General features: G+C 40.6%; 24 protein-coding genes. 10 read left to right on the top strand and 14 right to left on the bottom strand.

All coding sequences use genetic code 11. The features are described 5' to 3' along the window. Positions 1-4: 4 nt before the first annotated feature. From BC659_RS09595 to BC659_RS09575, 5 genes are all read right to left on the bottom strand, one after another. Complete coding sequence (locus BC659_RS09595; protein WP_133474543.1) at positions 5-1,444, bottom strand: RapZ C-terminal domain-containing protein; 1,440 nt, start codon at positions 1,442-1,444, stop codon at positions 5-7. An 87-nt stretch (positions 1,445-1,531) separates the two neighbouring features. After that, positions 1,532-2,953 carry an APC family permease gene (locus BC659_RS09590; protein ID WP_133474542.1) on the bottom strand — a complete coding sequence of 474 codons (1,422 nt, stop codon included), beginning with the start codon at positions 2,951-2,953 and terminating at the stop codon, positions 1,532-1,534. Positions 2,954-3,001: 48 nt separating this feature from the next. Then, a complete protein-coding gene (locus BC659_RS09585) occupies positions 3,002-4,063 on the bottom strand; it encodes a PA0069 family radical SAM protein (protein ID WP_133474541.1) in 1,062 nt (353 codons plus the stop codon). Positions 4,064-4,201: 138 nt separating this feature from the next. Next, complete coding sequence (locus BC659_RS09580) at positions 4,202-4,801, bottom strand: 2'-5' RNA ligase family protein (protein WP_133474540.1); 600 nt, start codon at positions 4,799-4,801, stop codon at positions 4,202-4,204. A gap of 24 nt (positions 4,802-4,825) precedes the next feature. Further along, positions 4,826-5,425: a hypothetical protein gene (locus tag BC659_RS09575; protein ID WP_133474539.1), complete on the bottom strand. Its 600-nt coding sequence runs from the start codon at positions 5,423-5,425 to the stop codon at positions 4,826-4,828. Between the two features lie 73 nt (positions 5,426-5,498). Between BC659_RS09575 and BC659_RS09570 the strand changes: the two genes are divergently transcribed. Both BC659_RS09570 and BC659_RS09565 read left to right on the top strand, forming a co-directional pair. After that, positions 5,499-5,930, top strand: a complete 432-nt coding sequence (locus tag BC659_RS09570; RefSeq protein ID WP_133474538.1) for a LexA family protein — start codon at positions 5,499-5,501, stop codon at positions 5,928-5,930. Continuing rightward, entirely contained in the window at positions 5,923-7,215 is a 1,293-nt protein-coding gene (locus BC659_RS09565; RefSeq protein WP_133474537.1) for a Y-family DNA polymerase, read from the top strand. Before BC659_RS09570 ends, BC659_RS09565 begins: the two co-directional genes overlap by 8 nt. Here the strand turns inward: BC659_RS09565 and BC659_RS09560 are convergent, their stop codons facing one another. Then, on the bottom strand, positions 7,216-7,767 hold the full coding sequence (locus tag BC659_RS09560) for a DUF4136 domain-containing protein (RefSeq protein WP_133474536.1): 552 nt from the start codon (positions 7,765-7,767) through the stop codon (positions 7,216-7,218). 64 nt (positions 7,768-7,831) lie between these two features. Further along, complete coding sequence (locus tag BC659_RS09555) at positions 7,832-8,740, bottom strand: DUF72 domain-containing protein (protein ID WP_133474535.1); 909 nt, start codon at positions 8,738-8,740, stop codon at positions 7,832-7,834. Between the two features lie 66 nt (positions 8,741-8,806). On the opposite strand from BC659_RS09555, the gene BC659_RS09550 reads away from it, so the two are divergent. The 8 genes from BC659_RS09550 (at position 8,807) to BC659_RS09515 (ending at position 17,528) form a co-directional block, all read left to right on the top strand. Further along, complete coding sequence (locus BC659_RS09550) at positions 8,807-10,357, top strand: sulfatase family protein (RefSeq protein WP_162847401.1); 1,551 nt, start codon at positions 8,807-8,809, stop codon at positions 10,355-10,357. An 88-nt stretch (positions 10,358-10,445) separates the two neighbouring features. Next, positions 10,446-11,024 (top strand): RNA polymerase sigma factor, encoded by a 579-nt coding sequence (locus BC659_RS09545; protein WP_133474534.1) that lies wholly within the window; start codon positions 10,446-10,448, stop codon positions 11,022-11,024. A gap of 8 nt (positions 11,025-11,032) precedes the next feature. Beyond that, positions 11,033-11,389, top strand: a complete 357-nt coding sequence (locus BC659_RS09540) for a hypothetical protein (RefSeq protein ID WP_133474533.1) — start codon at positions 11,033-11,035, stop codon at positions 11,387-11,389. Between the two features lie 26 nt (positions 11,390-11,415). Next, positions 11,416-11,634, top strand: a complete 219-nt coding sequence (locus BC659_RS09535) for a hypothetical protein (RefSeq protein WP_133474532.1) — start codon at positions 11,416-11,418, stop codon at positions 11,632-11,634. 87 nt (positions 11,635-11,721) lie between these two features. After that, positions 11,722-12,918 (top strand): carbamoyl phosphate synthase preATP-grasp domain-containing protein, encoded by a 1,197-nt coding sequence (locus BC659_RS09530; protein ID WP_133474531.1) that lies wholly within the window; start codon positions 11,722-11,724, stop codon positions 12,916-12,918. Positions 12,919-12,997: 79 nt separating this feature from the next. Next, positions 12,998-15,064, top strand: coding sequence for a ComEC/Rec2 family competence protein (locus BC659_RS09525; protein ID WP_133474530.1), 2,067 nt, complete (start codon positions 12,998-13,000; stop codon positions 15,062-15,064). A 58-nt stretch (positions 15,065-15,122) separates the two neighbouring features. After that, positions 15,123-16,607, top strand: a complete 1,485-nt coding sequence (purH, locus tag BC659_RS09520) for a bifunctional phosphoribosylaminoimidazolecarboxamide formyltransferase/IMP cyclohydrolase (RefSeq protein ID WP_133474529.1) — start codon at positions 15,123-15,125, stop codon at positions 16,605-16,607. 3 nt (positions 16,608-16,610) lie between these two features. Then, positions 16,611-17,528: an EamA family transporter gene (locus BC659_RS09515; RefSeq protein ID WP_133474528.1), complete on the top strand. Its 918-nt coding sequence runs from the start codon at positions 16,611-16,613 to the stop codon at positions 17,526-17,528. Positions 17,529-17,544: 16 nt separating this feature from the next. Here the strand turns inward: BC659_RS09515 and BC659_RS09510 are convergent, their stop codons facing one another. The 7 genes from BC659_RS09510 to mutY all read right to left on the bottom strand — a co-directional run bounded on the left by BC659_RS09510 (position 17,545) and on the right by mutY (position 24,623). Further along, complete coding sequence (locus BC659_RS09510; RefSeq protein ID WP_133474527.1) at positions 17,545-18,828, bottom strand: polysaccharide deacetylase family protein; 1,284 nt, start codon at positions 18,826-18,828, stop codon at positions 17,545-17,547. 12 nt (positions 18,829-18,840) lie between these two features. Beyond that, on the bottom strand, positions 18,841-20,223 hold the full coding sequence (locus tag BC659_RS09505; protein WP_133474526.1) for a LutB/LldF family L-lactate oxidation iron-sulfur protein: 1,383 nt from the start codon (positions 20,221-20,223) through the stop codon (positions 18,841-18,843). A 6-nt stretch (positions 20,224-20,229) separates the two neighbouring features. Then, entirely contained in the window at positions 20,230-20,823 is a 594-nt protein-coding gene (locus tag BC659_RS09500; RefSeq protein ID WP_133474525.1) for a DUF3109 family protein, read from the bottom strand. Between the two features lie 176 nt (positions 20,824-20,999). Further along, positions 21,000-21,614: a gliding motility lipoprotein GldD gene (gldD, locus tag BC659_RS09495; protein ID WP_246027113.1), complete on the bottom strand. Its 615-nt coding sequence runs from the start codon at positions 21,612-21,614 to the stop codon at positions 21,000-21,002. A gap of 24 nt (positions 21,615-21,638) precedes the next feature. Next, entirely contained in the window at positions 21,639-22,973 is a 1,335-nt protein-coding gene (gene gldE / locus BC659_RS09490; protein ID WP_246027112.1) for a gliding motility-associated protein GldE, read from the bottom strand. Positions 22,974-23,047: 74 nt separating this feature from the next. Then, positions 23,048-23,479 carry a single-stranded DNA-binding protein gene (locus BC659_RS09485; protein WP_133474524.1) on the bottom strand — a complete coding sequence of 144 codons (432 nt, stop codon included), beginning with the start codon at positions 23,477-23,479 and terminating at the stop codon, positions 23,048-23,050. 82 nt (positions 23,480-23,561) lie between these two features. After that, positions 23,562-24,623 carry an A/G-specific adenine glycosylase gene (gene mutY / locus BC659_RS09480; RefSeq protein ID WP_133474523.1) on the bottom strand — a complete coding sequence of 354 codons (1,062 nt, stop codon included), beginning with the start codon at positions 24,621-24,623 and terminating at the stop codon, positions 23,562-23,564. Positions 24,624-24,716 lie beyond the last annotated feature (93 nt).

The raw sequence follows: 24,716 nt of genomic DNA, 5'->3' as shown, positions 1-24,716 counted from the left end.
GCGATTATTTTACCCAGTTTTCTTTATTGGTATGATGCAATATTATTTTCACTTTGTATTTATTGCGCAGGTGTCTTGCTGTTTGTTCTGCAGCATATACACTCCGGTGCTGGCCTCCCGTACAACCAAAATTGATCATTAGATGATCAAATCCTCTTTTCAGGTACTCTTCAACTGTAATATCTACCAGATCCCATACACTGTTCAAAAATTCATTCATTTTGGTACGCTGTTCCAGAAAGTCCTGAACAGATTTATCTTGTCCGCTCAGCTTCTTATAGTCATCAAATCTACCCGGGTTTAAAATGCCTCTCATATCAAATACAAAGCCACCTCCATTTTCGCTTTCATCACCAGGTATGCCTTTCTTGTAGCTGAAACTATTGATATGAATCACAAGTGGTGTTTGTTCATTGGCCTGTGGTGGCTCAAAACGTTGGATCATTTCATCTGTTACCACCAGTTTCAACACACGATCAAATTCAGGTGTGATAATACCAATACGCTTATGTTCAATAAAAAATTTCAGGTTACGAAGTGCCAGCGGAATACTGGCCAGAAAATGAGCTTTTCGCTCAAACAAACCCCTGAACCCATATGCACCCATTACCTGTAGCAAGCGAATTAAAACATAACCATTGTACTGACTTACAAAGGTGATCCGGTCTACAGATTCTTTCAACAAAAGATCAATCTGGTCCATATAGTATTCAAGCAGGCTGTTTTTCCATTCTTCACTTAGTTCGGCTTTTGCCTGCCATAAAAGAGAAGCTACATCATACTGCAAAGCCCCTTTCATACCCCCCTGAAAATCTATAAAACTCACTTCTCCGTCTTTTACTATAATATTCCTGCTCTGAAAATCACGGAACATGAAATATTTATACTGCGTATGGGTCAGGTAAGTACTTAATGCTTCAAAATCGTCCAGCATAGCCTGTTTATCGTAAGGTAGCTGAAGCGTGTCTAAAAAATAGTATTTAAAATATAACAAATCACTAAGTATTGCCTGTTTCCCAAACTCTTTCGCAGTTAAACAGAGACTGTAATCCAATCCTTTATCACCCAATATCTGAATACGTGCAAGTGCTGCCAGACTTTTTTGAAACAGCTGATAAGGCAGATCGGCATGACCGTGTTTTTCGAGTTGATTTAACAATGATTCTGTTCCAAGATCTTCCTGTATATAAATGGTGTTATCGGCATTCACTCCCAGAATTTCAGGTACAGGCAACCCTGCATTTTTAAAATGTCTGCTGAACTCGATAAACGTATGCGTCTCTTTCTGATTAAGGTTGTAGGTAGCAATAAAGGTTTCATCACCAGCATATAAACGAAAATAAATTCTGTCGCTACCGCTTTGTGGCAGTTTTTCAATACGGTCTGTTGGCCTTTGCCGTACAGCTAAAAATAGTTGATCAATGCCTTTTATTACGGCTTCCATGTGTATGCTGATTTGTGGCGAAAATAGAACTTAGTAGGGAATGGGCAATGGCATATAGCTTATAGCGCATTGCATATTGTTTATAGCCTATGGCTTATGGATCTTTTTCTTTGACAAATAATAAATGGGCAAACCCGTTAACGTAATAATTGCGCCCAGTAACGAGTTGATGACAGGACTTTGTCCGTTCAGGTAATTACTGATATCGTTGTATAGTGTTGAAACAAGAAAGAAACCTGTAAACAATACAAAAAATAAGGGTACAAAAGGGTAACCCCATACTTTATAAGCTCTCGGAACATCCTTCATTTTCTTTCTTAAAACAAATACACCAAGTGCACTCATACCATAAAAGAACCAGGTTACAAAAATGAGCATGTCTGTCAGCATATCGAATGATCCGCTGAAGATGAGAATAATGGTCCAGATAGCATTCAACCATAAAGCATTACCGGGAGTCTGGTAGTGTGGTTCTACCTTACCGGCCCAGCGCAATAAACTGTTATGTACCCCCATGGCATACGTTACTCTGGCGGTAGCCAGAATATTGGCATTGGTAGTACCCAATACAAACAACATAACCATCATTGTAATGGCTATCCCTCCTGCTGTGCCCCAGGCTACCGATGCGGCATCGGAAGCAACAAAAGAAGAAGCCGCTAATACAGGTATTGGCATTAGGTAAACAAATGCCAGATTAAGCAACAAGTAAACAAGGATACAAAATCCAAGCCCCAGCATCAGGCTAATCGGAATATTTTTTTGCGGATTTTTTATTTCTCCCGCTACAAATGAAATGTTGTTCCAGCCATCGTAAGCCCAGAATGCACCAGAGAGGGCTGCCATAAATAGCAGGATCGTTTCCCAACTAAAACCTGCTGCTGATTGATCTGAAGAGAAATTACTCCATGTTCCTTTACCAGAGAAAAAAACACTACCGATTAATACCAGAATGGCCAATGCTTTCAAGGCTGTTAGTATGCGTTGAAGTCGTCCTCCATACTGAACGCTTCTATAACTAATATAGGTTAACACCAATACCACTCCTACCGTGAGTAGTTTTAAACCGATTTGCTGTAGGGGATAAAATTTACCGATAAGGGGCAGATGTAAGGTCCAGCTCTGTTCTGTTGGGGTACTCAATCTAGGTAATTCAATCAGGTAACCGGCGTACTGTGCAAAAACATAAGCGATTGATGCGTTACCAGCTGTATTAAAAACGGTAAAAGCCGCCCAGCCATATAAAAAGGCAAAACCCTCTCCATACATTTTTTGAAAGAATACGTACTGACCCCCGGTTTCCGGAAACATGGTCGCTACTTCTGCATTCGATAGTGCGCCAAAAAGGGTAACAATACCTGCTACGATCCATACCGATAATAATAAATAAGGAGATTGTAATTGTGCTGCCATTAATGATGGCTTCATAAATATACCGGAACCAATGACCCCACCCACCACAATGGCTATGGCTGTATTTCGGCTTAGTTGGCGAAGAAGGGTGGACATCTTTAAAGATAAGCGATAAGCCAGAAGTAACAAGCCAGCAAGAACTTATTAAAACAATCGTCCCTGTTCGCCCGGCCTTCTGAACTTCGTGGCATCCAACTCCCAGCGCTCAGCGTTAAGTTTATAAAGCTTGTTATACTTAACATACTGCTGCCTTACCAGTTCTGCAACGGGGCCCTCACCCCGCATACGGATACCATAACGACTATCGTTTACTTGTCCGCCATGACCATTCTGTATCAGGTGCCATACTTTATCTGCCCGGTCAGGAAAATTTTTATAGAGCCAGTCATGAAAAATGAGTTTAATGGCTCCATTCAGGCGAATAAAAGTATAGGCACTGAAAACCGCGCCGTTCTCACTAGCCGCTTTCATGATTCGCTGCATTTCATGTTCATTGAGTCCGGGGATCATCGGCCCCAGCATCACGCCCATTCTTACACCCGCTTCACTTAGCTCTCTAATCACACGTAATCTTTGCGTAGCGGTAGTGGTGCGGGGTTCCATGGCCCTTCGTAAATCTTCATCAAAAGAGGTAATACTTACCAGAATACTCACCAGGTTCTTTTTGGCCATTTCCTGTAATAAATCTTTATCGCGAAGTATACCGGCATTTTTGGTAATCATTCCCACGGGTTGATTAAACTCATTACACACTTCCAGTAACTGACGTGTAAGTCTGAATTTTTTTTCTGCCGGCTGGTAACAATCGGTATTACCACTCAGACTAATAGGTACAGGCTCCCAGTTTTTATTCATTAGAAATTTCCGCAGAAGTTGTGGCGCATTTTTCTTTACAATGATCTTTCTTTCAAAATCAAGTCCGGCACTATAACCCCAATATTCATGCGCATTTCTGGCATAACAATAAATACAACCATGCTCACAACCCTGGTAAGGATTCATACTATACCACATACCTACATCCGGACTATCCACCTTATTAACGATCGATTTCGCCTGGTCTTCCAGATAAACAGTGGCTTCATTCGGCTCTGTCCAGTCATCAATACCTTCTATATGTTCCCTGATCCGTTCATTTTTAAGGAATCGGTTACGTGGATTATATTGTGCGCCACGCCCTTTCAGGTAGGATTGTTCTTCTTCCATATTTACTTTCACCTAAATCTCCTCTAAGCTTTTACTGCGTAAGAGGGATTCGCTTTATTATGATCGCTTTTTCAAATTGATTATTACGCACTCTTTACAGAACAAAGAGGTTCAGGTAAAAGGAGTCGATGAGATGGATTAAAAAAGAGGTAGCTGCTCAACTGTTTGTTTGATTCCCAGCATGGCAAATCTTCCAATGATTTCATATTTTTTTTCATCCAATCTTTTCCGCATCAGCAATACATGATCTGCCATAAACCTGCCACTAAATTCACTATTACCATATTCCTTCCATCCATTTTCAAATTGCCAGTGTTGTAATTTCCTCGCAATGGTAAGATGTGGGTCTGTAATAAAATGAGGTTTATGTTCTTTGTCAAGCTTCACCATTCCCTGAATTTCCTTCAGTGATTTTACCAGCTCACCCAACAGGTTTTTTGTTTTCACCTGTATAAAAATGGTGTGGGTGGGAAAATGACCAAAGTTTTCCAGTTCTACCATGAAAGGTGTTGTTGTTTCGATAATACGACGCAGCTTGGGTATCCATCTGCTTTCTGCCATACAGAACTGCATACAATTTAACAAGGTAATATGTGGTTTACTATAAGTTGCCGACGGACAATCATACTTATCTGCAAAATGTTGTTTTACAGATTGAATGGTTTGCTTCAATGCTTCGTGCGGTTCTAATACCAGCAGATACTCTGCAATACTATGTTCACCAGAAATATGTTCCATTTTCCTCAATTATATCTTGCTCCATTAAATCCTATCAGGCTGCAGACGAAAAAGATTGATTTGTTTTCCAGTTTCTGCTGCATGCCGGTTGCGTATCAGTAACAATTCTTTTACTTCAAAAGACAGATTCAGTTTTCGGCCTGCATACTCAAGTACTACTTTTTCGAACTCCTCATCAGGTACTGCTTCAGTTAAAGGCAGACAAGGATGTGTAAATCTTTTTGCCGGTGGACAATCATAGCTTCTGATATACTGATCTACTACCTGCATGGCACCGGCTAATTGCTGAAAAGGTTGCTGCTCCTGTACCCGCATGTACAACTGTTTTGAGGACAATGCACCAAAACCCTGTATGTTTACCCTGAAACTGGGTTGTATACTGATAATGCGGTGCATCCACCTGATTAAGGTGGCTTCCATATCTTCTCTGGCCATAAATTCAGCTACCACAATACCTGTTGGCTGAACAGGTAAGGCCGTACGGTAACGACGCTGCATATATTGCTGTTCTGCCTGTATGATCAGTTCTGTTTCCATATCCGGATAAGCCATCAGGCGATAGCGGTTCAGGGTATTGACTGCTCTATCTGTTAGCTGATGCCCCATAATGGTGGGTATTTCCATAAACAAAATTTTAGTCGGATAATTATTTTAGCATAAATTTACTAAAATTTTTAGCTAAACCAAATTTATTTATATGGATGGGGAACAGTGGTACGGAGCCGCCTATAAAGGCTCTAAAAAATTTAACCAGTGGGAAGTACCGATGGCCAATGCAACCGGATTTGGCGCTGCTGCAGACGACTACATGGAAAGAGGGATTGATCTGAATGAACAACTCATCCGTAACAAACCGGCCACTTTCTTTTTCCGGATGAACAGCGAAGCCATGACGGATGCAGGCATTTATCCAGGTGATGTATTAATTGTAGACCGCAGTATAAGACAGGTGAACGGTCGTGTTATTGTGGCTATTCTGAACGGAGAGTTACTGGTACGCCGCCTGGCAGATGGCTTCAACAAAAAAAGACTGATTGCTGAAAACAAAAAATTCGGTGATATAGAAATTGATCCATACGCCGGCTTTGCTGTGTGGGGGGTTGTATTGTATTGTATTCATAATGTATGATTCCGTGAGGGCCATTGTAGATTGTAATAGCTTTTACTGTTCCTGTGAACGCCTTTTCAGACCGGAGTTAATGCTACGGCCGGTAGTAGTATTGAGTAATAACGACGGTTGTATTATATCACGTAGCGATGAAGCCAAAAACCTTGGTGTAGAAATGGCAGGACCTTATTTTAAAGCGAAACCACTGATTGAAAAATATGACGTATCAACTTTCTCGTCTAATTATAACCTGTACGGCGACCTCAGCTGGCGCGTAATGGAAACATTGCGAATGATACTTCCACCAAATTGCGTGGAAGTATATTCCGTTGATGAAGCTTTTTTAAATCTTGATCACATTCCATTACAGGAACTAAATGCATTTGCAAAACAAATGCGGCAAACAGTAGAACGATGGACAGGCATTGCTGTTTCGATTGGGGTGGCACCTACCAAAGTACTTAGTAAGGTAGCCAACCGCCTGGCTAAAAAAAATAAACAGGTAACAGACTGTGTACTCGTACTTGATAGCAAAAGAAAAATAGAACAGGCCTTACATAAAACACCGGTAGAAGATGTATGGGGTGTGGGACATCAATATGCAGAAAAACTAAAAAAACTACATATTCATACTGCGTATGACCTGAGTATTAAAGATATAGGATGGGCACAAAAACAATTGGGTGGTGTAACAGGTGTACGCCTGGTAAGGGAGCTGAAAGGTATAATCAGTTCCGATATGGAAGAGGAAAGAACCAGAAAAAAAATGATTGCTACCACCCGCATGTTTGGCTCTCCTGTTACCGATTTAAAAGATATCAAAGAAGCCGTAGCCACATATACTTCAAGAGCTGCTGAAAAACTGAGAAGACAATACAGTGCTGCCAATACCATCAGCGTATTTGTGGTACCCAAAGAAGACTCGCATACTACTTATTTCCGGCATGGGCCTACCATCAGCAGTTATATTACACTACCTGTAGCCACTTCTTTTACACAGGAACTGATTAAACCCGCATTGGAACTTACGGAGCGGCTGTATGAAAAAGGCCGCATCTATAAAAAAGCAGGCGTAATGTTAAGTGGTATTGTACCCGATACTTCAGTGCAGGGTAACCTGTTTAAGGCAACAGAGGAAAACAACCATCGTTTGCTGATGGACACTATCGACAATGTAAATTTCGCCATGCGCGACGATGTACTCAAGTTTGCATCTTCCGGTACTACGCGTAACTGGAAAATGCGCCAGGAACTACGTAGTCCGCGTTATACGACCCGATGGGATGAATTATGTTTAGTGAAATAATCAACCCGCTGTAAACGGATATACCGCAAAAAGTCTTTGTAATGCCTGGCCTGCAGTTTTACCTGTAGGATCTGATTTCTCAGGTATCACCCCTTCCATAGAACCCTTCCAGATCATTTTATGACGGTCAGCTTCAATAATATGCAGCGTCAATGTTCCTTCGCGATAGCGACCCACTTCTATCTCTTCACTTTTCCAGCTATAGTTTCGCTGCCCCATATAAGTAAAACGACCATCGTTCTGCCAATTGGTTTGTCTTGTTTGAATTTCCTGCTTTACTACAATACCAATATTCACCAATAAATCTGCACCACTTGTAACAAAGCGATAGCCTTTTTTCTCCATTTCGACCTGAATCGCTTTTTTTAGAATTCTGATTCTTTCATTGAAAGTGCTGGGTATGGTATCACCTGAGGCTTTTACTTCATAAAAACCAAAGGTTTTGTACCGGGAAGGTTCTGCATCAGCAGCCACTTCTGTATTGAATACCCGAACTGAAGAACAGTATGCAAACGAGACTATAATGAACAAGGGCAATATCAGCTTTTTCATAAAAATCGATTTGTATGAAATTACAAAAACGCTGTATCAGAAAAGCTGACATTCGTCATACCTCTTAAAACAAACTTTGTTGTTGCTGAACAAATGCTGGTTTTTGTAAAGACAAACCACAGGCGGCATTTAACTTGTCGACCATGTATACAGTTAACTCCGGTGAAAATGCTTCATCATGCATATGCATAAAAAAATACAGTTCTTCGATACCCTGTTCAATCCAGTATTGCATACGGGCAATCCATTCATCCACCCTTATATAATCCGTCGGGTGTAAACTGTTACCAACATACCGGATAAATGTTTTCGGAACCGTCAGATGCATATGTGCACAGTCTCGCCGACCACTGGTATCCGTAATAACAGCACCTATATTCATTTCTTTGAGTGTGGCAAATAACTCCTGCTGAATATCAGGTATACCAAACCAATCCGGATGACGTACTTCCAGAAAGAATTGCATATCTGTTGGCAGGGACCGAAGGAAATCGAATAACTCATCTTTCCGTTTAGGCGTAAAAGCATCACTCACCTGAACAAATACGGGACCCAGAAGATCTTCAAAAGCGATGATACCCCGTAAAAATTCTGTAGTAATAAAATCCTTCCCCTTCAGGCTCCCACGATGTGTGACGCCCTGATACATCTTCGGGCAAAATTTAAAATCTTTACCCCTGGCTTTTTCTGCCCATTTGGCAATACCCGAAGCACCATACACTTTATAGTGGGTAGCATTCAGTTCTATACTGTTATAATGTTTTACATAATGCTCCAGAAAGTCTTTCTCTTTGGTTTTGGGAGGATAAATTTTACCTACCCATTCTGTTCTACCCCATTTCGCACAACCCAGGTACAGTTTCGGGTTATTTTGTTTCTTACCTTTCAATACCTGTTTATTAAAAATCGGTTCTGAAGGAAGCGAGAAATCGATTGTATTCAGTACTGACTCGGGTACACGACCAAATTCCATAAAAAAACTTTGTACACAAAACTAATAGGTTTGTGTCTGAGTTATAGATCAATAATAAAGTGCCGCATGAAAAAAATATTGTTCCTATGTATTTTATTACCCTCCATAGGTATGGCGCAATCGAAACCGAATATCATTTACATTATGAGTGATGACCATGACGCAAATGCCATCAGTGCTTATGGATCCAAACTCATTAAAACACCGAATATAGATCGTATTGCCAATGAGGGTGTATTGTTTCGACGCGCTTTTGTAGGCAATTCTATTTGTGGACCTGCCAGGGCTACATTACTTACAGGTATGCATTCTCATAAAAATGGCATGAAAGATAACCGCACACGTTTTGACGGCAGTCAGCTTACCATGCCTAAGCTATTCCAGCAAAATGGCTACCAGACAGCTATTGTAGGTAAATGGCATTTACACAGCTATCCTACAGGCTTTGATTACTGGAAGATATTACCCGGTCAGGGACTCTATTATCAGCCAAGATTAATAGATATGAAGGGAGATACAGCTACTTATCCCGGCTATGCCACAGAAGTAATTACGGATGAGGCCATAAACTGGCTACAAAACAAAAGAGTGCCAAACAAACCCTTTTTACTGTTATTACACCACAAAGCCCCACACCGTTATTTCTTTCCCTCACCCAAAAATATAGCAGCTTTTCAAAACAAAACCTTTCCTGAACCTGCCACGCTGTATGCCGATACCATAGGTAAAGGAACCGCCTGGAAGCTACAAACCATGAGTATACTTCACGATATGAAGTTGTCCAGTGATCTGAAAGTAGAGCCTACTTATCTGATGGATATTCCATGGCTAAAACCCGACTCAGCTGAAATTGCTTATTACAACAGTATCATCAACCGCATTCCTGTTATGGACAGACAAAAAATAAAAGATATCTATGCAGTACGCGGAAAAATCATAAAGGAACAACGCCCTGAAGGCAATGCCCTACTTAAACTCAAGTACCAGTGGTATATGCAGGATTACCTGGCAACCGCTGCCTCGGTTGATGAAGGCATTGGTAAACTACTCGACTATCTCGATAATAACGGTCTCTCACAAAATACATTACTGGTGTACACTTCTGATCAGGGATTTTTTCTGGGCCAGAATGGGTGGTTCGATAAAAGATGGATGTATGATGTATCAATGCGTACACCACTCATAGCCCGATGGCCCGGGCATATACAAGCGGGTACGAAAAACAATAATATGGTACAGAACATTGATTACGCACCTACTTTTTTAGATGTAGCAGGTATCAGCATTCCATCTTCGATGCAGGGACTGAGCCTCAAACCTATTCTGGAGAATACAAAAAACAGCATACAGAGAAAAAGCCTTTATTATCATTTTTATGAGTACAATGCAGATCATACGGTATTACAGCACCTGGGTGTACGGACCGATAGATACAAGCTTATTTATTTCTATACGGTAAATGAATGGCAGTTGTTCGATCTTAAGAAAGATCCTGCAGAACAGAAAAACCTGATTGCAGACAAAAACTACGCTACGCTACTCTCTGCTATGAAAAAAGAGCTGCTAAAGCTCAGAAACCAGTATGACGACCATGAAAAAGCAGGGGAACTGCAATAAAAAGGGGGTTCGTGCAACTGATAAGGTATCAGATAAAAAATAAGAATGTCATACAATATTATTGTTCCTGATTCGTCAATCCAATGGTATGGATCAGGCATGGCAGATACCAGCTACTATGAGCGAATCACGCGGTAAGCATATCACTGAGGTTATGAATACCTACAGCAAAAGGCTGATGGGCTTTATCCGCAAGCGGGTAAAGAGTGAGGCCGATGCGGAAGATATTCTTCAGGATGTGTTCTACCAGTTCATGGGCAATACCAAACCCATTGAACAGCTAACCAGTTGGTTATTTACCGTTACCCGTAATAAGATTACGGATAAAAAAAGAAAGAAAAAGCCGGAGTTGCTGGAAGATATTTACCAGACAAATGGAGAAGAAAGCTTTGAATGGTCTGATCTTTTTTTTGATGATAAAAACAATCCCGAAACCGATTATATACGGTCTATTTTCTGGGATGCACTCTATGCTGCCCTTAATGAGTTACCCGCACCGCAGCGGGAAGCATTTGTATTAAATGAAATAGAAGGTATTTCTTTTAAAGATATTGCCGAGCAATCCGGAGAAACCATCAATACGCTGATCAGCCGTAAAAGATACGCTGTCTTACATCTTCGTGAAAGACTAAGCAGTTTGAGGGATGAATTATTGAATCAATCTTAAATTACTCTATGATGCATAAAAAATTCTGGATAAAAAAAATCATTGGCTTTACTATAATTGCCATTGCCTGCCTGGCAGCATTGGCCTGGGTAGTGATGTTACTCTGGAATGGGGTGCTGGCAGAAGTAGTACAGGTATCAACCGTTACTTACTGGCAGGCACTGGGTTTACTGGTACTGAGTAAAATACTATTCGGCGGATTCCGTGGTAAGGGTGGGGATTATAAAAAGAAATGGAAAGAAAAGATGGAACAAAAACTTGCAGGACTGAGTGAGGAAGAAAGAGAAAAAATTAAAGAAGAATGGAGGAATCGGTGCAACATGTGGAAAAGAAACAGTGTCAATAATGATACCCCCTCGCAATAATTATCTGAAACCAAACAACCGTTAGCATGCATATCATGGTTTTTAAAACCAATCTTGAAGATATTGGGTTGGTTCACCATGCCGGGCGCCTACTCAATCCAATGTCGGGTATTCACAGATGGAATGTAGACCTGCACGATAGTGATAATATATTACGAATTGAAGCTGACCCACTCATTACACCTGGGTTGGTGGAAGCATTGCTCAAAAATGCAGGTTTTGAGTGTGAAGAATTGGCTGATTAAACCAAATCCGGTATTCATTTTTCATTTATTTGAAAAATAACAGGGCTGTATTCTTTCATACCCTTATTTTTGCGCAATTTGTCGCAAATGAGCTATCCTACCTTAACATCAAACGAGTCAGTCCCATCTAAAAAGAAAAAAATCATTGTCCTGGGAAGCGGTCCTAACCGGATTGGCCAGGGTATTGAATTTGATTACTGTTGTGTACATGGTTTGCTTGCCATTAAAGAGTGTGGTTATGAAGCCATTATGGTGAATTGTAACCCCGAAACAGTATCCACCGATTTCGATATGGCCGACAAATTGTACTTCGAACCCGTTTTCTGGGAACATCTCTGGGAAATCATTGAACTGGAGCAGCCGGAAGGTGTAATTGTTCAACTGGGAGGTCAGACCGCACTGAAACTGGCAAAAAGATTACATCAGAAAGGTATCCGCATTATCGGAACTTCTTTCGACAGTATGGACATAGCAGAAGACCGTGGTCGTTTCAGCGACTTATTAAAAGAACTGAATATACCTTACCCAGAGTACGGTACAGCCTATACAGCAGAAGAAGCCATTGAAGTAGCCAATAAAGTAGGCTACCCTGTACTGGTTCGCCCGAGTTATGTATTGGGCGGTCAGCGCATGCGTATTGTAATTAATGATGAAGAAGTAGAAAAAGCGGTTATCAGTCTCTTAAAACATATTCCCGGTAATACCATCCTGATCGATCATTTCCTCGATCGCTGTCAGGAGGCAGAAGTAGATGCCATTTTCGATGGCGAAAACTTCCATATCATGGGTGTGATGGAACACATTGAACCGGCAGGTATACATAGTGGCGATAGTAATGCCGTTTTACCAGCATTCAACCTTACGCCACTGATTGTTGAAACAATGGAATATTACAGTGAAAAAATTGCAAGGGCATTGAACATCAAAGGGCTGATCAATATTCAGTTTGCCATTAAAGATGGCAAGGTATATGTTATTGAAGCCAACCCAAGAGCTTCTCGTACAACACCATTTATTGCTAAAGCCTATCAGATTCCTTACCTGAATATTGCTACCAAAGTAATGCTGGGTGCAGCTAAACTCACCGAATTTACCATGGAGAAAAAACTGGAAGGTTATGCGATCAAAGAACCGGTTTTCAGTTTTGAAAAATTTCCGGGTGTGAATAAAGAACTCGGACCAGAAATGAAAAGTACCGGTGAAGCCATTCGTTTCATCAAAGACCTCAGAGACCCTTACTTCAGAACATTGTATAAAGAAAGAAGTATGAATCTTTCCAGATAACAACGGAAAATACGGTGTATTAACACTTGAATAAAAAGGCTGCGTATGGTTACGCAGCCTTTTTATTTAGGTTTAAAGCATGCGTTCGTCAGATTTTACCTTCTTCAAACAAGCGCCTTTTCTCCGACTGTTGCCCGGTTTCATTACCGGCATTCTTATTCAATATTATTTTCCGCATAAAATCATACTGGAAAGCGGGCTCATAACTACCTTTATTTTTTATACCATCTTACTTAGATATCGATCCATTCAGCAGATATACAGGCTATCCTTTATCACAGGTTTATACATTTATATAGCTTTCATTTCACTCGGCTCTGTGATCACCCGCTTCAGTAATGTTCAACACTATGACAACTGGATTGGCCATCATGCAGATAAGCATCAGGCTTTTCTGATCAGATTGCTGGAAACGCCGGTTGAAAGAAAAAAATCACTCAAAACAACCGCAATAGTTGAACGGTGTCTCACAAAAGGAGAATGGCAAGCCTCAGAAGGCAACGTATTGTTATACTTCAGTAAAGAAGAAAAAAATAAAGTACTGAAATCAGGAGATTATTTATTGTTACAAAAACCATTACAATTAATAGACGACCCTGAAAATCCTGGCGCTTTTAACTATGCAGCTTATCTGGCGAGAAAGAATATTTACCACCGGCTGTTTCTGAAAGCAAATGATTACAGGCTGGTTGATAGTGGCAGGAAAAGTATTACCCGATATAAAGTTCATCTTATTTTATCTGCACTCAGGAAGCATATTCCGGGTAAACAGGAGCAGGCCATTGCTGAAGCACTACTGATCGGTTATACTTTCGATCTGGAAGATGATCTGGTAGATGCTTACAGTAAAACAGGCGTTATTCATGTAATTGCCATCAGCGGGATGCATCTTGGCTTGGTTTATGGCATTTTATTATGGCTGACTTCTTTCTTCAAAAGAATCAAACTGCTTCAATGGATTCGGCCGGTTTTGATCCTTCTGGTACTATGGGCATTTAGTATATTGGTAGGCGCAGGTGCATCAATATTAAGAGCCGCTGTTATTTTCAGCTTTATGCTGATCGCAGAATGGCTACAACGAAAACACAACCCTTACAATAGTCTTGCTGCTTCAATGTTTTGCCTGCTTTGTTTCAATCCCTTTTATCTCTGGGATATTGGGTTTCAGCTTTCATATACAGCCGTAGCCGGTATTATTGTATTCGCAAGGCCTTTTTATCATTACTGGTATATATCTTATACACCCATAAGGTATTGCTGGCAGTTGGTAATAGTTACCTGCAGTGCTCAGGTATTTACCATTCCAGTGGTTCTCTATCATTTTCATCAGTTCCCGAATCTTTTCCTTATCACCAATCTTATAGTGGTTCCACTAAGTGGCGTGGTTTTATATGGGCTGATCCTTTTACTAATCCTATCTCCTTTTCATTGGGTAGCCTCTGTGCTCGGGATTGTTTTAGACAAAACACTCGCTTTCATGAACCAACTTATCTTGTACACCGGACAACTCCCCTTTGCTGTTACCAGTCATATACAAATCAATGCGGTACAAATAATTGGTTACTTTCTGTTTGTGCTATATATATGCAGGTGGATCATACATAAAAAGTCAGTTTTTCTCTTATATGCGCTTGTATGTTTGGCTACGTTAGTAGCTCTATATGCCTACAGACATATACAGATCAGACAAAAAAAGCAGCTGATTGTTTACCATTTACCCGGACAACCCGTAACTGAAATATTGGGTGGTGGTAAGTATATCAGCATAGCCAATCCGGAAAATTTATCAGCCACACTGAAAATGCGTTTACCCACCCATACACTGCTGGGCGGATTTCGCAAAAAAACAGCACTCCCGTCTCAAAAAAACAGATTATTATCCGTTAACGGATTAAACATTGCTTTTGTACACCAAAAACCTCTGCTTCGAAATGGATATTCTGAAATTGAAACAGATATTGTCATTGTCCAAAATAATCCCGCTGTTACCGTAGCGGATCTGCAGCGTGTATTTAAGGCCCGTCTTTATGTTTGGGACGCTAATAATCCCTTGTGGAAAATACGAAAATGGAAAAAAGAAGCAGACAGCCTACATTTGCGCCACCATTCCATACCCGAACAGGGTGCTTTTGTAATGGATTTCTGACGATTGCAGCTACTATTTATCAATCAACCACTATAAAAGTGGTATATATTTCATTTTTATGCAAAAGAAGATTCAGTCGGCGCTTATTTCTGTTTTTTACAAAGATGGTCTTGAACCCCTGGCCCGTCGTTTACAGACAGAAGGTATTACCATTTATTCTACAGGTGGTACCCAACAGTTTCTGGAAGGACTCGGTATTCAGTGTATTGCAGTGGAAAGCTTAACCACCTACCCTTCTATTCTGGGCGGGCGCGTGAAAACACTGCATCCTGTCGTTTTCGGGGGGATACTGGGGCGGAGATACGAGGAGCAGGATTTGCAGGAAATGAAACAATATAATATTCCGGAAATAGACCTGGTAATTGTTGACTTATATCCATTTGAAGAAACCCTCAAAAATACCAGTGAAGAAAAGCTGATCATTGAAAAAATAGACATTGGTGGACCTTCCATGATTCGCGCAGCAGCCAAAAACTTTAAAGATGTAGTCGTAATTGCTGCCAAAGACGACTATAGTAAACTGGAGCAGTTACTCGCAGCTCAACAGGGGACTACAACCATTGAACAAAGAAAAGTATTTGCCGCCAAGGCTTTTGAAGTGGTGATGCATTATGATATTGCTATCAGTCATTATTTTAACCCCGGTCACCAGCAATCACTTCGTTATGGTGAAAACCCACACCAGCAGGCTATTTTCCATGGCAACCTTACTGAATTATTTGAGCAACTGAATGGCAAAGAGCTCTCGTATAATAATCTTGTTGACGTAGATGCGGCAGTACAATTGATCGGCGAGTTTGCTGAAACAACATTTGCCATCATCAAACATACCAATGTGTGCGGAATCGCTGCCAGACCTTCTGTGAAAGAAAGCTGGGACGCAGCCCTGGCCGGTGATCCGGAAAGTGCTTTTGGTGGTGTACTTGTTAGCAATGGCACCATCGATAAAGCGACTGCGGATGCCATCAATGAAATTTTCTTTGAAGTGTTGATTGCTCCAGCATTTGATACAGATGCAATTGATGTATTAAAAAGTAAGAAAAACAGAATTTTGTTACAGCTGAAAGGAGAAAAACCAACTCTGAAACAGCCTTCAAAATCAATTTTGAATGGTGTACTCGAGCAAGGCTCAGACGAAGGCAATTATAGTAAATGGGAAGAAGTAGGCGGAAGAGAAACGACAACTACAGAAAAAGAAGACCTGGCATTTGCCAACCTGATTTGCAAACACCTGAAAAGTAATGCCATCGCACTTGTTAAAAATAAACAACTGGTAGGTAAGGGTTGCGGACAAACCAGCCGTATTGATGCACTCAGACATGCCATTGAAAAAGCCCATCAGTTTCAATTTGATCTCAAAGGCGCTGTATTGGCTTCAGACGCTTTTTTCCCATTTAATGACTGTGTGCAGATTGCCCATCAAGCAGGTATGGAAGCATTTATTCAGCCGGGAGGGTCAGTTCGAGATAAAGACAGTATAGAATATTGTACCGAAAATAAATTAGCGATGGTGATGACCGGTATGCGTCATTTCCGTCATTAAGCAATGACAACCAGACAAAAAGCATATATCGGATTGGCTGCTACCAGCATTATATGGGGAACCAGCTGGGTAGCAAGTAAAATCGCTGTGAAAGGAGGTGTACCCGGTTTAGAAGTAGCCGCCATCAGGCAGTTTATGGGAGGGGCTTTATTCGTATCATTTTTCCTGATCAGGGGTGAAAAACTGCCAACCGGCAAACAAATGCTTTGGCTTGCCGGTATGGGTAGCTTACTTTTTGTTATTGCCAATGGTTTTGCCACCGTTGCCCTTCGATATATTCCGAGTGGGTTGGCAGCTTTGATTGCTGCATTATATCCTTTATCTGTTGTCATTATTGAACGCTTGTTTTTCCGCAACACAAAAATTACATGGGTAACTTTTACCGGACTCTTACTCGGCATAAGCGGTATCGGGATTGTTTTTTATGATAATGCATTCCACAATCAAACAGAAGGATACATCTTAGGGCTGATACTTTCACTTATTGCTATGCTAAGCTGGAGTGTAGGTACTATTATTATCGCAAGAAATAAAGTAAAAATCAATGCCTACAATGCTACAGGATGGCAAATGTTACTGGCTTCCTTTTTACTTATGATTATGACGCTGGTTTCCGGCGATACGGTTCCGCTTTCAGCAGTTCCTGCCAGCACCTGGATGGCTATTGCATACCTGGTTTTTGTAAGTTCGATTGTGGCTTTTGTGGCTTTCATTTATACCATGAAACATCTGGAACCTGCCATTGCTGCATTGTACGCTTATATCAATCCCATTGTAGCCATCCTCACAGGATCTGTATTAATGAATGAAAAATTAACCATCGATATTTTGATAGGTTCCGCTATTACATTGGCAGGCGTATTTCTGGTGAACAGAAGTCTGAAAAAACAAAGGGAACAGGCATTGGCTGATGTAGGTTAATCAACGATCGTCTCTATTATAATGTTTTCAGAAAAGTCTCATACATACTGCGCCACATGATCCATTCCTTTTGCTCGGTTAAAAAATGATTGTGCATTACATAGCTGAATACACCATTTACTTTTTTAACAGTTTCAAAAAAATAAAGCATCCGTTCCATTGCCATTTCGGTATTCAATCTTTCATGAAAAATGGCAGCACTATCCATATAACAAAAAGGAAGAATCTCCAGTGAAGTTTTTTTATCCTCCATGATATCATACCAATAAAAAGGCACACATGTTGACGCCCTGAAACCGTTTACAGCTCCATATCCCATTGAATGATCCTGTTGAATACCTGCTTCAATTAATTGCCGGTAGGTTAGCGGCAGCTCAAACTTCAGATAATGTTGCCTTGAATGATGTATAGGCAACCCTGAGTGATAAGTCAATATTTTCAACTCCCTTTCCAGTATCGATTTATCATGATTACTCTGTACAGATGGGTGAATACCTATTTGATATTTCCGGGCGTGTTCCTTAATCAACAAATGCATGCCACTTGTATAAGGGTCAACATTGCGATCAGGATATTTTTGTTTCTCAGCCAGCAGAAAAAAATAAAAAGGTTTCAGTTGATAGTGTTGATGCAATGCATCAAGCCATTCGTAAATATCATAACTGTCTTTTTGCCTGCGACTATAAACAGTAGCCCTTTCCATCAAATCATCAAAACGCATCATTAATAAATCAAGAAAATATCCCTTGATATTTTTAAAAGGAGATTGATGGCTGAAGCGGTAGGCAATATCAATATCATAAGACGGCTGAATCCGAAACGAACGATCAGGTAACCGGTAAGATGGATTTATTTTTTGCAGTTCTTTCTCCAGTTCCTGCATCCAGTAATCGACCAGCGGAATATCGAGAAAGCCATTGCGATAGGCCAGACTATTCTGATGACCATACCTTCCATACTCATCTTTTGTATGACCCAGGTATTCTTCATACCTGGAAAGCAGGTAAAAAGATGCCCCAAAAATATCGAAAGGAATTTGTCCTTTACCGGAAAAGAAAACAGGAAGTCCTCTCCATTGGTCCATTTTGACGGATTGCTCTCTGACACCTGTTTCCTGTAATATTTCGACGGGAATGATTTGCAAGCCGGTTTCCAGGAGCTGATCCGAATAATTAATACAAGGGCCTTCGCTTATGAGGTATTCTGCAGCATTATCTGTGATAATAGCCGTATCGCTGAAAAGTGTAGCTACAATATAAGCAAGTCGTTTGCTGATATGTGGTGAAAAGATTGTCAGCACACATAGCCTTATTTAGGATGATTGTTTTTGTTTTTCCTTCCACAACTCATTAAAAGTTTTCTGGCTGAAATCGAGTTGTGAACGGTGCATGGACCACCCTTTGAAAACTTTGTTCACTACCCAGTTTTTCATCTTCCCATTACCCATATTCATCATCATCCGGTTCAGGCTTGCCATTTTCCAGGCTTTCCATGCAACTCGTTCTGCAATTGAGCTGGAGCCCTGCACAACTGCCTCATGACGGTTATCTAATAATAATTCGTGAAGGTTAATCCTTACCGGACAGACTTCTGTACAATTACCACACAAAGAAGAGGCATAACTCAGGTGTTTATAGTCATCCACACCACGCAGATGAGGTGTAATCACTTTACCAATGGGACCACTGTAGGTAGTTTCATACGCGTGACCTCCAATATTTTTATATACAGGACAGGCATTCAAACAGGCCCCGCAACGAATACAGTATAAGGCTTCCCGGGAAGTAGTATTTGCCAGAAGATTTGTGCGGCCATTGTCCAGCAAAATCACAAACATTTCTTCTGGGCCATCGGTTTCACCAGATTGTCGCGGGCCACTGATAATGGTATTGTATACCGTTACTTTCTGACCCGTTCCGAAGGTGGATAATAATGGCCAGAAGGTACCGAGATCTGTAATAGAGGGAATCATTTTTTCAATCCCGACAATAACAATATGTGTTTTGGGCCATGCACAGCTTAAGCGTGCATTGCCTTCATTTTCTGTAACTGCAATGGCACCGATATCAGCAATCATAAAATTGGCACCTGTAACACCTACTTCCGCTTCCACATATTTTTCACGTAATTTCTGACGCGCTACCAATGTGAGTTCTTCCGGTGTAAGATCGGGTCTGGTTCCCAGTTTATCGGCAAAAAGTTTGGCTACATCTTCCTTGCTTTTATGCATGGCCGGTGTTACAATATGATAAGGAGCTTCACCGTCTAATTGTTGAATATATTCTCCTAAATCAGTTTCAACACTTTCTATACCGTTTCTTTCAAGATAATCATTCAGGTGAATTTCTTCCGTCACCATACTCTTACTCTTCACGAGCGTTTTACAATTCCGCTCCCTGCAAATGGCTCCTATAGCTTCCAATGCCTCATCGGTATTTTCAGCCCATATTACTTTAGCTCCTTTGGCACTTATTTTTTGCTCAAATTCAAGCAGATATTTATCAAGATGTTCAATAGCTTCCCATTTACTGTTTTTAGCCCTTTCCCTTACCTGCATCACATCAGTAAACTGTTGTTTACCTGCAGGCACAACCGCATTGTACTTACCGATATTAAAATTGATCTTACGCCTGTGTTCCAGGTCGGCAGCTTTAATGGTACTTTTGGCAATGAATGAGGCAGCATTATCTGTCATAATCTATCAATCTTCTTTACTGTTTTTCATATGTTCTGCTGTTGCAGCAAGCGCTTCATAAAACTCCTCTCCGTATTTCCTGATCAATGAATCCTTAAGAAAAACATACACAGGTACTTTTAATTTTTTACCCAGTGAACAGGCCGCCTTGCAGAGGTCTTCTCTTGGTTCGTAATTTACATATTCGATATCCGGATCTCTTCTGCTCTTCTTGGTCTTGATGGGAAAAAGATGGCAACTCAGGGGTTTTTTCCAGTCGAGTTTACCATCATTATATGCCTGCTCAATACTGCACTTGATGATACCCTGTTTATCCCTGTACCCATATGCACAAATAGCGCCGTCAATCGTAGGTGTTACCCAACCAAATTCTTTATCGTAAAGGTATAATCCTTGCTTTTCAATTTCGGCTATACCTTCTTTAGTCATATAAGGCTTAACTACCTCATAATACGTTTTTAATTTTTCGAGTTCCCATTTTTCCATGGGCGCGCCCGCATCACCATCTTCACAGCAGCCTCCTTTGCATTTGGTAAGGTCGCAAACAAACTGCTCTTCTATCACTTCATCGCTGATCAGTTTATTATCAATTGCTATCATGGAAACGAAGATAATCAGAATTAACGGGTCACCTGCAGAATAAAGGTGCAAAGATTTCTACAGAATTAACAGGTTTTTACGTAACAAATCAGGCATTACTGCGTAAGTATACTATACTGGTTACCGAAGGGTAGTTCAGTGTTTGCCTGAGAGCCGCCCATTCATGGGCGGCTATATTATTTCCACCTGAACGTATTAATGAGGTGTTTCATATCCTGCAGAATAAAGCGATTTACAATACCTAGTGAATCTGCATTGGGTGTAGCATCAAAATACATGGCACCCCGAAGAAAATGTCTGGCTGAATCGGTCAGATAAAACTGATTCGCTGTAGCTACATCACCACCTACTGCAAAAAACATCCCGTTGATACCATTCGGCGTCACCATTAATGAGTCGTCTATAGAATAGGCTTTGGCTGAATGTTTACCCGTTAATACAAACGCATGTTTTACCAGTGTATCAAAACGGTTTTTACCGATGGCTTTATAACTGATATAAATTCTTCCGTTAAATTCAGGGAACTCAACATTGATCCACCATGGATTTTCGGTTGTTTCCCCAAAAAAAGTACTGTCTTTTACAATTTTTGCATAAGCCGGATATTCAAACGAATAAGGATAACCATCCTGTTCAAATAACTGGTATTTTTTTTCAGGAAAGTGAATTTTATAGTATCCCTTGGGCTTGGGCGTAAAGCTGCTGTTACAGGACTGCAGTATCAGGATTCCCAAAACAAAGACCATTGACCATGTACCATAAATCATGACCTTTTTGCGCTCATTTATCATATTTCAAAACTAAGTCTATGTGACTTATTGGGGTCTAATAAAAATCTTAATTTTCTGAATTCTGTTTTTTTCTACCTCCAGTACTGTAAATTCAAAATCGCCTGTAATAACTATCTGGGAGGGTTTGGGAATATCGCCGGCTATTTCAAGTACGAGTCCGGCAAGAGAATCACTTTCTCCTTTTACTTCATCAAAGGTATCAGCTGGGATATCCATCACCTTGCATACATCATGGATCATGGTTCGGCCTTCAAAAATGTAATTGTTGTCATCAATTTTTTTATAACCGCTATCTTCTTCATCAAACTCGTCTTTGATCTCTCCTATTACTTCCTCCAGAATATCTTCAAGTGTAACAATCCCGCTGGTACCACCAAATTCGTCTACCACTACCGCAAAGTGTATTCGTTTCTGCTGAAACTCCTTTAAAAGGTCTTCAATTGGTTTCTGTTCATGCACAAAATAAGGCGATCTCAGTAAGCTATGCCATGCAAAGTGCTCATTTTCCTGGATATGCGGAAGCAGATCTTTGGTATGAATCATTCCCACTACTTCATCAAGGTCTTCCTTGTAAACTGGAAGTCTGCTATAGTTCAGTTCACTAATCAGGGATATCAATTCGTTAAATGGCGTATCGTATTCTACACCACTTACATCCATCCTTGTTTTCATAATCTGCTTTACAGATATGTTACTGAACTTAACAATACCCTTTAAAATATTCTTTTCATTTTCAGAAGCTGTTTCATTGGTAGTAAGATCAATAGCATGATCGAGTTCTTCAAGACTGTACGCATTGCCCGATTTACTGGATAATTTTCGCTCAATGATATCAGAATACTTTACAAGTCCCTTACTCATGCCTGCAAAAGTGTAGGCCACTACCTGTACCACGCCACCAAAATCTTTTGCAAAGCGAATATTATTCTGTGTGGCAAGTACTTTCGGCATTACTTCCCCAAATAATACCAGTAAAAAACTCACTGCCAATACCTTAATCAGAAACTCTATCCATCCTGCATTAAACTGCTCAAAATTGAACATATTATCGATGAGTAGATTAGAGATAAAGATGATCAGGATATTGATAAAGCTATTGGCTATCAGCAATGATGCCAACAGGGTTTTAGGTTGTTCCAGTAAATCTACAATTCGTTTATAAGCAGGCTGCTGCTTCGATTTTAAAAGATTGATGTCTTTATAGGTAAGCGAAAAGAAAGCTACTTCAGAGCCGGAAAGTACAAAAGAAAGAAAAAGCAATACCAATAAAATCATCACAAGCACAGTTGTGCCTTCGGGATGAAGTGCAGACAAAAAAGGAACATTCAATAAGTTGAGCAGTACCGGATGGTGATCCAAAGCGGGTGGTTTAAGTTTACAATGAACAGTAGGTTCTGTTCTTATATCATCGCAAAAATATCAATTCCATTCCATCAAAATGGAAGTGACTCGCCGGGGTCGGTTAAAGGCGGAGCATCATCACCGGTATATCCTTCTAATCCTTCTCCGCCACCATTGGGCAGATGACCGTCGCCGCGTTTATCGAGCATAATCAGGTTATCTCCTACTACTTCTGTAGCAAACTTCTTGTTGCCCTCTTTATCCTCCCAGCTTCGGGTACGTAATCGCCCTTCCACATAAATAAGACTTCCCTTATGCAGGTATTTCTGCGCAAGTTCGGCAAGACCTCTCCACAATACTACCGTATGCCACTCTGTTTGCGAAACCAATTTACCAGACCGGTCTTTATACGTTTCTGTGGTAGCCAATGGAAATTTGGCCACGGCAATATTGCCTTCCAGGTGTTGTACATCCGGATCTTTTCCAAGATTACCGATCAGCATGACTCTGTTTACACCTCTCATACAATTGATTTTATATTCGTCGCAGTTTAATCACTCTTAAAAATACCTTTTTTTAAGCAACAAAAGAACAGCCCTGAAAAATTTAAGGTTTATACTTTTCAGACAGGTATTTCGTAATAAGTTTTGGAAAAGCGAGTGCAGACAACCCTTTGGGGGTTACCCAGTTGCCGGATGACAATAAAGCGGGCATTTTTTTTAATGATACCCTTATAAAACATCCATTTATCTGTTGGTGGGTTAATTGTTGCGATTCGGGTGAAGAAATAGCAAGAATTTTCAGTGACTGGGGACCTAACTGCTCCTCCAGCCATGCAGTTACTGAAGTAACGGTCCATTTCTGGGACTTTTCTGTTTCTGCCAGGTAAAATTCGAAAAGCCCCTGCCAGATATCTTTACCTGTTCGCTGCCTTGTAAAGGTTTTGCCTTCGTATTCAAAAATAAAATAAGTAAAGTGCCTGGTCTTTCTGGTGAGAATTTTTTCTTTTACCGGTAATCGATTCACCATACCGGTCTGGTATGCTGCGCAATTGTTTTGCAGTGGGCAGTGAGAACAGGATGGTACCATGGGCTTGCAAACTGTGGCCCCAAAATCCATAATAGCCTGGTTATATTCTCCCGGAAATTTTTTGTCGAGCATTTTGGCTGCAAGTGCCGTGAACAGTTGCTTTCCTGCGGTACTGTCAATAGCTGTATCAACCCCATGAAAGCGCGACAACACCCTGAAAACATTGCCGTCAACCACTGCATAGGGAAGGTTGTAGGCAAATGAAGCAATTGCCGCCGCGGTATAGGGGCCTACCCCTTTTAACTGAATAATTTCTTCATATTGATCAGGGAAAATACCATTGTAGCGCTGCACAATTTCACGTGCTGTATACAATAGATTACGACAACGGTTATAATAACCCAGTCCTTCCCATAATTTAAATACTTCCTGCTCAGGAGCTGCGGCCAGTTTAAATACAGTAGGATATTTTTTAATAAAACGATTGTAATAGGCGCGCCCCTGCTCTACCCGGGTTTGTTGGAGTATGATCTCACTCAACCAGATGTGATAAGGATTTTTTTCACCTTTCCAAGGCATTTCCCTGTTATTCTGGGTACGATTCCATTGTAGTATGGTGCGTGTAAATTGGCTTTTCATTGACTTCACAAAGATCAAAAAAACTATGTTTTATTGACAATAAACTTGTTGTATAGTACAAATAAGTTATATCTGACGATAGTTTTCAACTAA

Origin of the sequence: Sediminibacterium goheungense, from assembly GCF_004361915.1 — a bacterium.
Lineage (GTDB): Bacteria > Bacteroidota > Bacteroidia > Chitinophagales > Chitinophagaceae > Sediminibacterium > Sediminibacterium goheungense.
The sequence above is the reverse complement of the archived record's forward strand: the minus strand, read 5'-3'. Positions and strand labels throughout refer to the sequence as shown.